14 protein-coding genes and 1 tRNA gene are annotated in these 13,016 nt (G+C 49.5%); 5 read left to right on the top strand and 10 right to left on the bottom strand.

Features of this window, described 5'->3' with window-relative positions; translation table 11 throughout:
• Nucleotides 1-13 precede the first annotated feature (13 nt).
• Genes HMPREF9439_RS07270 through ffh form a run of 5 tightly spaced genes read right to left on the bottom strand, consistent with a single transcriptional unit; the run spans nucleotide 14 to nucleotide 4,336 of the window.
• The gene (locus HMPREF9439_RS07270; protein ID WP_008812142.1) at nucleotides 14-736 is read right to left on the bottom strand and encodes a hypothetical protein; all 723 of its coding nucleotides are present in this window, start codon (nucleotides 734-736) and stop codon (nucleotides 14-16) included.
• Nucleotides 720-1,760 carry a Holliday junction branch migration DNA helicase RuvB gene (ruvB, locus tag HMPREF9439_RS07265; protein WP_008812141.1) on the bottom strand — a complete coding sequence of 347 codons (1,041 nt, stop codon included), beginning with the start codon at nucleotides 1,758-1,760 and terminating at the stop codon, nucleotides 720-722. Before ruvB ends, HMPREF9439_RS07270 begins: the two co-directional genes overlap by 17 nt.
• 3 nt (nucleotides 1,761-1,763) lie before the next feature.
• Nucleotides 1,764-2,333, bottom strand: coding sequence for a Holliday junction branch migration protein RuvA (ruvA, locus tag HMPREF9439_RS07260; protein WP_008864355.1), 570 nt, complete (start codon nucleotides 2,331-2,333; stop codon nucleotides 1,764-1,766).
• A 3-nt stretch (nucleotides 2,334-2,336) separates the two neighbouring features.
• On the bottom strand, nucleotides 2,337-2,942 hold the full coding sequence (gene ruvC / locus HMPREF9439_RS07255; RefSeq protein WP_008864354.1) for a crossover junction endodeoxyribonuclease RuvC: 606 nt from the start codon (nucleotides 2,940-2,942) through the stop codon (nucleotides 2,337-2,339).
• Nucleotides 2,942-4,336 carry a signal recognition particle protein gene (gene ffh / locus HMPREF9439_RS07250; RefSeq protein WP_008864353.1) on the bottom strand — a complete coding sequence of 465 codons (1,395 nt, stop codon included), beginning with the start codon at nucleotides 4,334-4,336 and terminating at the stop codon, nucleotides 2,942-2,944. The genes ruvC and ffh overlap by 1 nt, the downstream gene beginning before the upstream one ends.
• 67 nt (nucleotides 4,337-4,403) lie before the next feature.
• Between ffh and HMPREF9439_RS07245 the strand changes: the two genes are divergently transcribed.
• The 4 genes from HMPREF9439_RS07245 (at nucleotide 4,404) to HMPREF9439_RS07230 (ending at nucleotide 6,703) form a co-directional block, all read left to right on the top strand.
• Nucleotides 4,404-5,237, top strand: a complete 834-nt coding sequence (locus HMPREF9439_RS07245; protein WP_008864352.1) for a cytochrome C assembly family protein — start codon at nucleotides 4,404-4,406, stop codon at nucleotides 5,235-5,237.
• Between the two features lie 3 nt (nucleotides 5,238-5,240).
• Nucleotides 5,241-5,507 carry a PP0621 family protein gene (locus tag HMPREF9439_RS07240; protein ID WP_008812136.1) on the top strand — a complete coding sequence of 89 codons (267 nt, stop codon included), beginning with the start codon at nucleotides 5,241-5,243 and terminating at the stop codon, nucleotides 5,505-5,507.
• Nucleotides 5,507-6,073: a 1,6-anhydro-N-acetylmuramyl-L-alanine amidase AmpD gene (ampD, locus tag HMPREF9439_RS07235; protein WP_008864351.1), complete on the top strand. Its 567-nt coding sequence runs from the start codon at nucleotides 5,507-5,509 to the stop codon at nucleotides 6,071-6,073. Before HMPREF9439_RS07240 ends, ampD begins: the two co-directional genes overlap by 1 nt.
• A gap of 99 nt (nucleotides 6,074-6,172) precedes the next feature.
• Complete coding sequence (locus HMPREF9439_RS07230; protein ID WP_008812134.1) at nucleotides 6,173-6,703, top strand: YggT family protein; 531 nt, start codon at nucleotides 6,173-6,175, stop codon at nucleotides 6,701-6,703.
• A gap of 442 nt (nucleotides 6,704-7,145) precedes the next feature.
• On the opposite strand, the gene HMPREF9439_RS07225 is transcribed toward HMPREF9439_RS07230, so the two are convergent.
• A complete protein-coding gene (locus HMPREF9439_RS07225) occupies nucleotides 7,146-8,804 on the bottom strand; it encodes a carbon starvation CstA family protein (RefSeq protein ID WP_040603505.1) in 1,659 nt (552 codons plus the stop codon).
• A gap of 39 nt (nucleotides 8,805-8,843) precedes the next feature.
• On the bottom strand, nucleotides 8,844-9,353 hold the full coding sequence (locus HMPREF9439_RS07220; protein WP_021868129.1) for a DUF8052 family protein: 510 nt from the start codon (nucleotides 9,351-9,353) through the stop codon (nucleotides 8,844-8,846).
• A gap of 275 nt (nucleotides 9,354-9,628) precedes the next feature.
• Here HMPREF9439_RS07220 and HMPREF9439_RS07215 point away from each other — a divergent pair, with 275 nt between their 5' ends.
• A complete protein-coding gene (locus tag HMPREF9439_RS07215; RefSeq protein WP_008864347.1) occupies nucleotides 9,629-9,949 on the top strand; it encodes a PsiF family protein in 321 nt (106 codons plus the stop codon).
• A gap of 128 nt (nucleotides 9,950-10,077) precedes the next feature.
• Here the strand turns inward: HMPREF9439_RS07215 and HMPREF9439_RS07210 are convergent.
• The 3 genes from HMPREF9439_RS07210 to potE form a co-directional block, all read right to left on the bottom strand.
• Nucleotides 10,078-10,153: transfer RNA gene (locus HMPREF9439_RS07210), tRNA-Asn, on the bottom strand.
• A gap of 183 nt (nucleotides 10,154-10,336) precedes the next feature.
• Nucleotides 10,337-11,539, bottom strand: a complete 1,203-nt coding sequence (locus HMPREF9439_RS07205; protein ID WP_021868127.1) for an amino acid aminotransferase — start codon at nucleotides 11,537-11,539, stop codon at nucleotides 10,337-10,339.
• Between the two features lie 161 nt (nucleotides 11,540-11,700).
• Complete coding sequence (gene potE, locus HMPREF9439_RS07200) at nucleotides 11,701-13,011, bottom strand: putrescine-ornithine antiporter (protein WP_008811455.1); 1,311 nt, start codon at nucleotides 13,009-13,011, stop codon at nucleotides 11,701-11,703.
• Nucleotides 13,012-13,016 lie beyond the last annotated feature (5 nt).

The following is a 13,016-nucleotide window of genomic DNA, read 5'->3' as shown; positions in this document are numbered from 1 at the left end:
GTGTGGCGCTGAGTCAGGCTTTTTTCAGCGGCGGGACACGTACACAGAAGGTGTAGGCGTAGTCGCCGATAGCATCGAGTTTGTAGCGGGCACCGCGCAGAAGCACATAGAAGACACCGTCCTTGTCGACTAAGAAGTTGGGGTGTACTTCAAGATCGTTTTTCTGAGCGTAATTTTTAAAGTCTTCCTTGGATTCTTCGATTGTTTTTCCGGGCGTCACATAAACACCGACTAAGAAATGGTCCTCGAAGTAATCGTTGGGAATATCCAAGCGGTCATAGATAGAGACGGCTTCAATACTTTCAATGGTTCGAATCTGTTTTCCGACGAGTGTGTCTGAGACAACTTTTTCCAGTTTGCCGGGAATGGCCTGGATGTCCTGTCTCTTTCCGACGCAGACGAGCGCAACGGTAATTTCTCCGTCTTCAGTATCGCAGCTTGAAGTGTCGCGCGGGAAGCACTGAACCTGACGTACGCCGACGCAGTCCAATCCCATGACAAGCAAAAACTCCTCAGGGAAGTAAATCTGAGAAGCAAAGGACGGGTGCATCGTGATCGTGATTTGAGCCTTATTGTCAGGGCAGGCAGAAGCTTCCAAATCTTGAACGTCGTTCCAGGCCTGACGCGCTTGTTCGCTCAATGTCTTGACGTTCTCTTCAAAATCGTAGGGAAGAACGGACAAGTCCAGCTGCACCTGACGCTCGGACAAGTTGTAAGAACTAATATTGGTCGTCATCGAATAAAAATCCCAAATCTTTATGTTTTCTATCGAGCCCGAAATGGCTGTATGCGCGCGGTGTCGCCACGCGTCCCCTTGGTGTCCTCTGAACAAAACCTTCTTTGATCAGATAAGGCTCGACCATATCTTGAAGCGTATCAGACTCCTCACCGACAGCGGAAGCCAGGTTTTCGATACCGACGGGACCGCCTTGGAATTTTTCAATGATCGCAAGCAGGAATTGGCAGTCGAGGCTGTCTAAGCCGATCGGATCGACTTCTAGCATGGTAAGGGCGTCTTTTGCGATTTGTTCGGACAATTGACCCTGATGACGGACTTCGGAAAAGTCGCGAATACGTCGAAGCAATCTGTTTGCGATTCGAGGTGTACCGCGGGAGCGGCGTGCAATCTCACCGGCTGCGCCTTTATCTGCCGGCATATTTAGCAGGTGCATGGAGCGCAGCACAATGGTTGTCAGGTCTTCAGGCGAGTAGTACTGAAGCTGGGCACGAATACCGAAACGATCCTGCAGCGGTTTGGTCAATGAACCTGCACGTGTCGTGGCACCCACAAGCGTGAAATGCGGAAGATCGATTTTGATCGAACGGGCAGCAGGGCCTTCGCCGATCATGATGTCGAGCTTGAAGTCCTCTAAGGCCGGATAAAGAATTTCTTCGACGACCGGCGAGAGACGATGGATTTCGTCAATGAAGAGAACATCATGCGGCTCCAAACTTGTAAGCATGGCAGCCAAGTCCCCGGCCTTTTCTAAAACAGGGCCCGACGTTTGACGAAGCTTGACGCCGAGTTCGTTGGCGATGATGTTTGCCAGTGTCGTTTTACCTAAGCCCGGAGGGCCGAAGAGCAAAACGTGATCCAGAGCTTCTCCGCGATTGCGTGCAGCCGTGATGAACAGATCTAACTGCTCACGAATACCGTCTTGGCCGGCATAGTCTTTGAGACGTGTCGGACGAAGGGCCTTGTCGATGACTTCTTCTTTTTCTTTTCTTTCAGAGGAAAGAATCGAATTGCTGTCCGCCATGGATTAACCTTTCTGAGCAAGTTGACGCAGACAGAGACGAATGCCTTCGGAGGCGTCGGCATCTGCAGGGACGTTTTTCGCAGCGCCGCGAGCTTCGCGTTCGCTGAAACCCAACGCAACCAAAGCCTGGATGACCTCTGTCTGAACGGAAGAAACCGTGGGCGCAGAAGTGACGACCATCTTGTCCTTCAGCTCAAGAACGAGACGTTCGGCCGTTTTCTTACCGATGCCGGGAACCATCGTCAAAAGTCCGATTTCATTATTGGCAATGGCGTTTCCGATATCTTCTGCAGACATAGAGGAGAGCATGGCGAGCGAAATTCTCGGACCGATGCCGCTCACTTTCAGAAGCTGCCGGAACACTGATTTTTCCTGAGAAGTTAAAAAGCCGTAAAGCAGCTGCGCATCTTCACGAACGATCATGACGGTTTCCAGAAACACTTCTTCGCCGATGTTCGGAAGATTGTAGAAAGTGGACATCGGGACATCGATCTCGTAGCCCAGTCCGCCGCACTCAATAACAACTTGCGGAGGATTTTTTTGAAGAATTTTTCCTCGAATGGTTGCAATCATTAGTTAGACCTTTCCTTCATAACGTTTCGTCCACTCGTTTCTTGAGCGGCGAGCACTTGAGCCTCTGCGGGATACACCGGTTCCGCTGCTGCCGGCCTTGGTTCCGAGTGTCGGTACGAGGCCGAGCAGGATACTGGAGCTGCCGTAGCAGATCGCGGTTGCCAGAGCATCCGACTCGTCCGGACTGAAGCGCGTGTCCTCAAGCTTCAGATGCCTTAGAACCATTTGCTGCACTTGTTCTTTGTCAGCGGCGCCGTAGCCGGTTACGGATTTTTTAATCTCGCGAGTGCTGATTTCTTTGCATAGGATAGAGTGACATGCGACAGCACACATCGCAGCGCCTCTTGCGTGTGACAGCAGCATGCTGGACTGGGCATTCGTATTCAAGAAAGTTTTTTCAATCGAAGCGACATTCGGATGATGCTCCTCGATCAAAGCCGACAAGGACTTAAAAATGAATCCCAGTCTGTCGGAAAGTTCGCCTGCGGGTACATTCAAAACACCGGAGGCGACATAGGTGAAATGACCGGGTACAAAATCTACAAAGCCGTAGCCGGTGTGATTAAGCCCCGGGTCAATTCCGAGAATACGAACAGCCTTTTGGCTCACTAGAAGCCTCCGCCCATGCCGCCCATACCCGGGAAGCGGCCGCTAAGGCTTCTGAAAGCGCGCATCATTTTGCCCATGCCGCCTTTTTTCATCATCTTCATCATTTCGCGGCTCTGCTCAAACTGTTTGAGCAGACGATTGACTTCCTGAACGGTAGTGCCGGCGCCGGCAGCGATTCTGCGCTTGCGGCTTGCTTTGATGATTTCGGGTTTTCTGCGTTCATGCGGTGTCATCGAATCAATGATGGCTTCAGTACGGGCGAGCTGTTTCTTAGCCTGTTCGTCGTCAACCTGGCCGGCAGCTTGGGCGAACTGTGCCGGCAGTTTCTCAATTAAGGAAGAGAAACTGCCCATGTTTTTGACCTGAGCGAGCTGATCCTTGAAGTCTTCGAGTGTGAAATCGTCGCCCTTACGCATTTTTTCAGCGAACTTCTGGGCTTTTTCGATATCCACGTTCTTGCGGACTTCATCGACAAGAGAAACGATGTCGCCCATGCCGAGGATTCGTCCGGCCATGGCCTGCGGATCAAAACGCTGGAAACCGTTGAGTTTTTCACCAACGCCCATAAATTTGATGGGCTTACCGGTGACCATGCGAACGGAAAGCGCTGCACCACCTCTGGAGTCGCCGTCGACCTTAGTCAGAATCACGCCGGTTAGCGGAAGTTTTTCGCCGAAGGCTTTCGCGGTGTTGACTGCGTCCTGACCGACCATGGCGTCGACCACGAAGAAGGTTTCGATCGGATTTAAGAATTTTTCCAGATCGCTGACCTCATTCATCATCTGCTCGTCGATCGCTAAGCGACCGGCCGTATCGACGATGAGCACGTCGTAGTAATGAAGCTTTGCGTATTCGAGGGCCTTGCGGGCAATATCGAGCGGTTTTTCGTTCGGGGTACTCGGGAAGAAGTCAATGTTGGCCTGCTGAGAAACTGTTTGCAGCTGATCAATAGCGGCAGGACGGTACACGTCGGCGGAAACTGTCAGAACTTTTTTCTTCTTTTCTTCTTTGAGCCATTTACCGAGCTTGCCGGCGGTCGTCGTTTTACCGGCACCTTGAAGGCCGGCTAACAGGATGATTGCGGGAGGCTGGGTAGCGAGGTTGATCTCGCGAACATTTTCAGGATCCTCTCCGCCGATAACTTTTGTTAATTCGTCGTGAACAATGCCGACCAATGCCTGGCCCGGAGTTAAGCTTGTCTGAACTTCGGTTCCGAGGGCTTTTTCTTTAATTCTTGCAATGAGATCTTTGACCACGGGAATGGCAACGTCTGCCTCGAGGAGGGCAATACGAATTTCACGCAGCATGTCCTGCATGTTGGATTCGGTCAGACGAGCTTGTCCGCGAATGGTTTTGACGACTTTGGTAAGACGCTGAGTAAGAGAATCGAGCATTACATTAATTCAAAGGAAAGAGTTAAGTCATACAATACGATCAACTATATAAAAAAGAGTCGTAACGATGACATTGAATGCCATATTTTACGTTTTTGCGGCCGTATTGTATTTAGCCGCAGCCTTCGGAATTTACAAAACGTTGCAAGAGCCTGAACCTACGGAGAAATTCTGGATTCGCCCCCTGATTTGCGCAGGTCTTATGATCCAGGCTTACCTGATTTACGAGGCTTTGTTCCTGTACGGGACTCCGCACTTTGGAATGGCGCTAGCGCTGACGATTACGCTGTTCACCTGCACGTTCCTGCTGCTCTTGGAAAGTTTCTTCTCTAAGATCGGCGCCATGCTGGTTTTTGTTCTGCCGCTTTCTGCGGTTAGCATGCTTTTGCCGCTTCTGCTGCCTGGTTCTCCCTTAGCGCCGGAAACCGCGAGCGGCCCTTTCAGACTGCATCTGCTTCTGGCGATTCTTGCGTACAGCGTGATGACGATGGCGCTTATCCAAGGACTGCTTTTAATGGCCGTTCATAAGAGAGTCCGCGCCAAGGACTTTGTTACTCACGAGGGCGCAAAGCACGTCAATATTTTGGACAACATGCCTTCCATGATGGAAATGGAGAAAATCCTTTTCCGTTTGATCTGGGTCGGGTTCATTGTTCTGACCGCTGCGATTCTGTTCGGTGCTGTCTATTCTCAGGAACTTTTCGGCCAAGCCTTCCGTTTTGACCACAAGACTGTCACCACCTGCATGGCCTGGGTCATCTTCGGAATCCTGCTTCTCGGACATCATCTCAGAGGCTGGAGAGGAAAGTTTGCCGCTCTTTGGACCGTTATCGGCTTCTGCGTTCTGATGGTTTCTTATATCGGCGTTCGCTTTGTTATGGAAGTTGTTCCGGGAGCCTAAGTCATGTCCAGGATCATTTTCTTTGTTCTTATCGTTGCCGTTATTTACTTTGCCTGGCGTTCCATGCGCTTAAAGCAGATTCAGCTTGAAAAGCGCCTGGATAAACAGGAAAAAGCCAATCTTGCGGAACACAAAAACGATATGCCGGGCGAAAAGATGGTTTCGTGCGCGAACTGCGGCTTGTATGTTCCGATCAGTGAAGCTGTATACAGCAATGGGAAGTACTATTGCTGCCGCCAGCACGCAATGAAAGGCCCGAAGGCGCACTGATGCGAATTTTTCCTAACGGCTGGTGTGACGAAGCGGCAATTCGGCCCTCCGAGCATTTCAACGAGCGGCCGGAAGGCGAGGAGATTTCTCTTCTGGTGATACACAACATCAGTTTGCCAGCCGGCCAGTTCGGAACCGGAGATGTCGACGCGCTTTTCTGCGGAACGCTTGACTGCTGCAAGCATCCGTCCTACCAAGATTTAGAAGGACTGCGCGTTTCTTCACACTTCTTTATTGATCGGAGTGGACGCCTGTTCCAGTACGTTTCCTGTTTGGACCGTGCCTGGCATGCCGGCGTTTCCTCTTACGAGGGCCGTGAGAACTGCAATGACTTCTCGATCGGCGTGGAATTGGAAGGTACAGATTCAGCGCCCTATGAGCAGGCGCAATATGAAACGCTCGGGCGCCTCACCGATGCACTTGCCGAAGCTTATCCTATCAAATACGTCACGGGCCATTCCATGATCGCACCGCTTCGCAAGACGGATCCGGGCCCTGCTTTCGACTGGCTTACGTATGAGAGTCTCTGCACGACCGGTAAGCCGTTGTGTTTTCCTTACGTCTAAACGTCTAATTGAGCGGTTCAGGCCAAAATTCTGCATTGTTGACCGCCGCCTCATTTAGAATGATTAACAACAAAACAAGTAAAACGAGAGGATCAGAAAGTGTCCGCGATTTTTTTATTAACCCTTAGACTTCTTTGCACGGTTTTCGCGTGCCTGCTCTTGTTAAGAGCTTATTTAAAGTTTTTGCGTGCTCCCGGAAACGATCCGATCACTTCTTTCGCCTATACCACGACGCAGTGGGCTGTCGGTTCGGTCTCTAAATTCATTCCGAGAACGCCGACCATTGACTGGCCTTCAATTTTTGTCTGCTACTTAGTCGCCGTCATTTATCAGTTCTTCCACTGGCTGATGGGCTCGGGGGCCGGGGGATTTTTCCCATTTTTCTTTGGTTCCGCCGTTCTGGTGGTGTACTGGGCCATTGAACTTGCAATGTTTGCCGCATTGCTTTTCTGCATTCTCTCTTGGGTAAACCAAACAAGCGCTCTTTACCGTACGCTGAGTTATCTCTGCTACCCCTTCCTGGCACCGATTAAGAAATTTATTCCGGTTTGGAAGAACATTGATTTTTCTGCGATCGTCTTCTTCTTGGTTGCCAATATTGTTTTAGCGCTGCTCGCTCCCTTGACTTAATTTCTGTTGATGACTGTTCTGTTCGCTGTTTGATGTTCTATGGAGACAGTCACCGACAAAAGCTAAATTCCCGTTCAGATTACAGAAGGCTCTGGGCGAGAATTTTGTTTTGGCTGGAGTCGGAAGGACGCTCTTCCAATTTCCCCTCTATAACAGAGTTGTTTTTCGAGACATTTGTATGTTGTCCAATGACAGCAAAGAGCTTCAAGCCGCCTCTCTAAAAAGCATCTCTAGTGGCTCGATGATGGGCCGAAAGAGCTTTAAAGAGAAAACAACGGTTTGCAGTCGCGGGCTTTTTAATTGATGAGTTGGAGATACTGAATCCGGAAATTCTCAGCCAGGAATAGTCTGGCAGAAGGCCCAGTGTTTCTAAGCAACCTAAACGAAACGGCCTTCACTTTTTAGGCGAAGGCCGTAATTTTAGGAGTGAGTAACTACTGACTTACTCTTGATTTTGAGCTTTAAGGTTACTCGGGATCTGACCTTTGTCGTTGCTGAAGACTCGGTAGGCTTCAATGAACAGAGCTGCAGACAGAACAGCCTGACCGGCGGAGATGCCGACGATCAGCCAGTTCTTGCCGAGGTTGGCGTAGATCAGCTGACCAAGAGAGCAGAAGGTGACGGCAAACATGAAGTACATCGGGATCGTGACCATGAATGTCTTTCTGTTTTCTTTTCTGAGCCATGCGGCGATAGCGAGCAGAGACAGAGCGGCAAGCATCTGGTTTGCAGTACCGAAAATCGGCCAAATCGTGAGGTAAGAACCGACGGACATGTACCAGGCCAGAGCGATCGTGATCGCCGTTGCGACGTAACGGTTGCCGAGGAAAGCAGCGATGGGCTGTTCCTTACCGCCGTTGCGGCTTTCGACAGGACGTGTAACCAGTTCTTGGAAGATGAAGCGGCCGAGACGGGTTGCGGTGTCAAGAGTAGTGAGCGCAAAGGCGGAAATCGTCAGAGCAACGAACTCCTTAGACAGATTGAAATCAAGACCCAGCGCTGTCATAAAGGTTGCAGTGCCTTGAGAGAAGGCGTTGACCGGGCCGCCGGCTTTCAGGAGAGCCGGCAGTTTGTCAGCAGCAACGTAAGCGACGGAAATGATGGCGCAGATTGCCAGGAGGCCTTCAATCAGCATGGAGCCGTAGCCGATGAGCTTGGCGTTCTTTTCGTTATCAAGCTGCTTGGAGCTGGTACCGGAGCTAACCAGAGAATGGAAGCCGGAAATCGCACCGCAGGCAACAGTAACGAACAGAACCGGGAAGAGCCACTGACCGTGCCCGAGATCAAAGCCTACAAACGGAGAAATCTCCATGGTCGGCTGATAGAAGCAGATGCCGAGGAAGGCGGCAATGATCATCAGATAAAGCAGGAAGGAGTTCAGGTAGTCGCGAGGCTGCAGAAGAATCCAAACCGGTGCGATGGAGGCAACAAAGATGTAGCCCATCATGATCAGGAGCCACATGTCTTTAGAAAGGACGATCGGGAAGATATGACCGATGTAGAAAGCGGCAGCCATGCCGATGAGGCCCAGGACTGTACCGAGGAAAAGAGATATGCCGGTACGGTAGACGAGCAGGCCGAAAGCGACAGCAAGCAGAATGAAGAGTAAGGAGGATGTGCCGGCGCTAGGGTTGGCCACGAAAGTAGCAGCAACGATGTTGGCGAAGGCTGCAATCACAACCAGCAATGTAATCCAGGCAAAGATGGCGAAGAGAATCTTGGCTCTTTCACCGATGTTGGCTTCGATAATTTGGCCGATACTCTTGCCTTTATGACGCAAAGAAGCCACCAAAGAACCGTAGTCATGCACGCCGCCGAAGAAGACGCTGCCGACGATAATCCACAGTGTGACGGGAACCCATCCGAAAACAGCCGCGGTAATCGGGCCGACGATCGGGCCGGCGCCTGCGATTGAAGAGAAGTGGTGACCGAGAAGAACAGCCGGTTTTGTCGGAAGGTAGTCAATGCCGTCCTTCTGAGTTTCTGCTGGTGTTTTGCGTTTCGGGTCGATGCCCCATTGCTTGGCAAGCCAGGAGCCGTAAACGACATAGGCGATCAGAAAGATGACCGCTGAGCCGATAAGTAAGGTAAAACCGTTCATTTCCATTCCTAGGTGTTTGAGATAAATTAAATAAAGCTATTAGTCAGACTTCTTGGGGAATCCGAAGTTTCTAACAGTCCTTTTGCCGAACGAATTGGAATAAATCTTTTCGTTTTTAAGATCGACCAAAATGAAGGCTAGATCGGCCCAACCGCGAAGAGAGAACCAAAAGTCTTTATGAAACTTTTTGGCAGACGCCGTCTCAACAATCTTCAGGTCAATTTCCTCTTTGGAAATCAACGCCGCAGTGAAAATTGAGGACATATGCTTTTCGTCCGTCGGTAGTTCCGAAATCAGTCTTTTGAACTGTTCGAAAACGGCTTCGATGTCTGTTTCCTTGATTTTGTCAGTACAGCCATAAAGCCCGACATACTCGTCATTGTTCACTGTGTATAACGAGATGCTTTTTGAGAGGAAGTACTTTTCTGAAGTTCGATTATGTACTGCCCAAAGCGCCGGCTGAGGATTGAGTCCTTGAGGCGGCTCTTTGAAATCGAAAGCTGCGGTGAGTCGATCCCTCATCAAAGTTAAATATTCAGATGTATTCATTGGTTATCCGTAAAAATGCCTGCGGTTCGCCGAGAACACGCGCTGAACATGAACTTATTTTAGAGAGAAAAAACCGCTGATTTTCGGAGAAGAGACAGAAAAAACCCGATATTTAGAGGTAGGACTATTAGGCAAAGGAAGGAAATTACCCGTCTTGGCAAGAAGATGAGCACGGAAGTTTTCATGCTCAATCTTGGATTTTTGCCTAAAGCTTTTACCTCTAAAGAGTTATAAAGGAGATATCAACTTCTTTGCAACCTTTTAAGGGACTGATTATGAAACGTTTGGTTTTGATTGCCTCTCTCCTGGGTTTTGCCGTATGCATGAATCCGGCCATCGCAAAAGACACTTCCGAACATCTCACCGCTCAGCAAAATAAGATGTCTTACTGCAGCAAAGAAGCTGCGGCTAAGGATCTTCACGGCGATAAGCGTAAGGAATTCATGAAGGAGTGCTTGTCCAAGAAAGTTGATGACGGAAAAAAGAAACTTACCCAACAGCAGGAAAAAATGGTCAAGTGCAGCAAGGAGGCTAAAGAGAAAGCACTGAAGGGCGAGCTTCGCAAGAAGTTTATGTCTGATTGTCTGAAGAATTAATCTCAGGATTCCGATGGGCCGTCCGTCTAAACATGGGCGGCTTGATTTCGACTTGAGAAAGCGGAGTCGGTGCGAACCAATTTTGGCAAAAGAAAAGCGCATTCTTTACGATGCGCTTTTCAGAATTCTGGCTCCCCGAGTTGGACTTGAACCAACGACCTGCGGATTAACAGTCCGTCGCTCTACCGACTGAGCTATCGGGGAATCAACAAGACGAGACTATATACAAGTTTTTGAAGTCGTGCAAATCAAAAACTAAAAATTTTTTCATTCTTTTTTGTTTTTATATTCACTCTCTCATGAACTCCTTGATTCAAAAGGAAATTTAAAAATGTAAAAAGGCTCCGATTTTTTCGGAGCCTTCCGTAGAAACGCGTAGTTTAGAGCTTAGAGCACTTCTTTAATGGCTTCTGCCGTGTATTTCACGTTGTCTTTGTTCAAAGAAGCAACACACATACGGCCGCTCTTAACGATGTAGACGCCGAATTCGTCTTTCAGACGCTGAACCTGTTCGGGGTTCAGGCCAGAGAAGGAGAACATGCCCTTCTGCTGAGTGACAAAGTCAAAGTCTTTCTTGGCGCCGAGTGCTTTGAGCTCGGAAGCCAGATCCTTACGCATCTCTTTGATACGTTCGCGCATTTCGCCCAAATCTTCATGCCACTGCTTCATGAGTTCAGGATCATTGAGTACCCGAGCAACAATCTTGGCGCCGTGGGCGGGAGGATTGGAGTAGTTGGCACGAATCAAAGCTTTCAGTTTGCTCAGGACACGGGAGGCTTCTTCCTGGTCTTTGCAGACGACGGTCAGTGCACCGATACGTTCGCCGTAAAGAGAGAAGGACTTGGAGAAAGAGCTAGAGACGAAGAAAGGAATGCCTGCATCGGCAAATTGACGGATGGAGCCGGCATCCTCTTCAAGACCGTCACCGAAGCCCTGGTAAGCAATATCGAGGAACGGAATCAGCTTGTTCTTAACGCAGACGTCAACAACCTGGGCCCATTGTTCTTGAGTCAGGTCATAGCCTGTGGGATTGTGGCAGCAGGCATGCAGAATCACAACGGTGTTTTCTTTCAAACCGCTGAGGCTCTTAAGCATGGCAGGGAAGTCGACGCCGTTGTTTTCTTTGTCATAGTACGGATACTTGCCGACTTTGAAACCAGCTTGTTCAAAAATTGCAACGTGGTTCTGCCATGTCGGTGTGCTGACAACGGCTTCCGGATCTTTGAGAATAGCTGCAAGGAAGTCTGCGCCGACTTTAAGAGCACCGGTACCGCCGAGAGATTGAACGGTAACGGCATGCTTTTCTTTGATGATCGGAGAATCGGCACCGAAAATCAGCTTCTGAACGCCGGCGTTAAAAGTAGGAATACCGGAGATCGGAAGATAAGTATGAGGCTCGCCGGCTTCAAGGATTCTCTTCTCGGCTTCGGCAACGACGCGCAGAAGAGGTACTTTGCCGTCTTCGGTGCTGTACACGCCGATACTCAGATTAACTTTCTTGTCGCGGGGGTCGGATTTGAAAGCTTCGTTGAGGCCGAGAATGGGATCGTCGGGAGCTTGTCCGACAACATCAAAAATGGATTTGGACATGAGATTCTCTAGAGGTGTTAAAAAATGTCAATTACTTAGCCTAATTCAAAATTGGCGGCAAAATCGTTTTTCTAACGAAATATTTAAACTCCTGAACCTGTGAGACCGCAAATAAAAAGGACCGCCGCACGGGCAGTCCTTTAACTGAGAGCAAATTGCTATCAAGCTTCGTTGCTGGCGAATCTAGGTGCAATCAGTCCCCAAAGCGTCCATCCGAGGAATGTGGCTAAAGAGCCGTAGAAAACTTCTGTGATTCCGGTAGAGAAGAGTGCGTAGAAGCTGTAGATGGCGCCGATGATTGCAATGACGTTGTAAAGTTTGGCCTTGGAGGGCTCCACTTTTGCGACTTTCATGATGACGGCAACAGCCGCCATTGACAGCAGATAAGGCATGATATTGGTTACTACGGCGAGATCTACCAACCGGTTGAATTGTTTGAACAGTTCGGGGCTAATCGTCATGAAACAGAAGCCGGTTTGAATGGCCGTAATGATAATCATACCGAGCACTGGAGCTTTCCATTTGTTGACTTTAGCAAAGCACTTCGGGAAGAAACCGTCGATTGCAGACTGCTGAAATACCTTAGCAATCGTGAACTGCCAACCCAGTGTAGAGCCTGCGCAGGAAAGAACAAGAAGGAAAGTGACGATCTTGCCGATGGTAGAGTTGAACATCATGGTAAAGGTCAGGCCGAAGGGAGCGTTTGATTTAACCAACTCGGCATTCGGAACGATACCCGCGATGATATTGGTGGAGACAATATAGATAATAGCAACACCAATGGTAGCGGCCAGCACGGCAATAGGAACATTCTTCTCGGGATTGTCAACGGCATCACTGTTGGCACAGGCGCTCTCAAGTCCTAAGAAGGCCCATAGCGTCATAGAGATTGAAGCCCCGACAGCGGAGAAGAAAGGTTCGTTGTGCGGATTCCAGGCTTCGACATACATCGTAGGACTGAACCAGAACCAGCCGATAACGGTTAAAAGCAACACGGGAAGGATGACGCACCAAACGGCTAAGGCACTAAATTTTCCGGTGAGCGAGGCCCCCATAAAGTTTGCGGACGTACAGATCCAAAGTACGACGATCGTAGAAAGGCAAACTTGAACCGGAGTTAGTTCAATTTCCAAAAATTCGGCCCCATAGCCGACACAGGTAATCGCGATAGCGATGTTGGCAAAAAGAAGCGAAACACCATAAGTGTAGTTAGCCATGAAGTTGCCGGCTTTGCCGAAGGCATATTCAGAATAGCCGCCCATACCCGGACGTTTACTAAACATGCCGCACTTGGCAAAGGCATAGGCTAAACACAAGGATCCCACGGCAGTGATGAGCCAGGAAAGAATAGAAATTGTTCCAATTTCAGCCAGTTTGGTCGGCAGCATGACGATGCCGGAGCCCATCATATTAATAGCAGTGAGAAGAGTCAGCTGAGTGACTGACATCTTGGTACGGTTTTGCTGAGACATAAAAA

The sequence above is a fragment of the Parasutterella excrementihominis YIT 11859 genome (assembly GCF_000205025.1).
Classification (GTDB): Bacteria; Pseudomonadota; Gammaproteobacteria; order Burkholderiales; family Burkholderiaceae_F; genus Parasutterella; species Parasutterella excrementihominis.
This window is presented reverse-complemented; position numbering and strand designations above follow the sequence as displayed.

Coding starts and splice junctions, on each gene's coding strand:
- HMPREF9439_RS07270 (WP_008812142.1), bottom strand. CDS start 736: ATGACGACCAATATTAGTTCTTACAACTTGTCCGAGCGTCAGGTGCAG.
- ruvB (WP_008812141.1), bottom strand. CDS start 1,760: ATGGCGGACAGCAATTCGATTCTTTCCTCTGAAAGAAAAGAAAAAGAA.
- ruvA (WP_008864355.1), bottom strand. CDS start 2,333: ATGATTGCAACCATTCGAGGAAAAATTCTTCAAAAAAATCCTCCGCAA.
- ffh (WP_008864353.1), bottom strand. CDS start 4,336: ATGCTCGATTCTCTTACTCAGCGTCTTACCAAAGTCGTCAAAACCATT.
- HMPREF9439_RS07245 (WP_008864352.1), top strand. CDS start 4,404: ATGACATTGAATGCCATATTTTACGTTTTTGCGGCCGTATTGTATTTA.
- HMPREF9439_RS07240 (WP_008812136.1), top strand. CDS start 5,241: ATGTCCAGGATCATTTTCTTTGTTCTTATCGTTGCCGTTATTTACTTT.
- ampD (WP_008864351.1), top strand. CDS start 5,507: ATGCGAATTTTTCCTAACGGCTGGTGTGACGAAGCGGCAATTCGGCCC.
- HMPREF9439_RS07225 (WP_040603505.1), bottom strand. CDS start 8,804: ATGAACGGTTTTACCTTACTTATCGGCTCAGCGGTCATCTTTCTGATC.
- HMPREF9439_RS07220 (WP_021868129.1), bottom strand. CDS start 9,353: ATGAATACATCTGAATATTTAACTTTGATGAGGGATCGACTCACCGCA.
- HMPREF9439_RS07215 (WP_008864347.1), top strand. CDS start 9,629: ATGAAACGTTTGGTTTTGATTGCCTCTCTCCTGGGTTTTGCCGTATGC.
- HMPREF9439_RS07205 (WP_021868127.1), bottom strand. CDS start 11,539: ATGTCCAAATCCATTTTTGATGTTGTCGGACAAGCTCCCGACGATCCC.
- potE (WP_008811455.1), bottom strand. CDS start 13,011: ATGTCTCAGCAAAACCGTACCAAGATGTCAGTCACTCAGCTGACTCTT.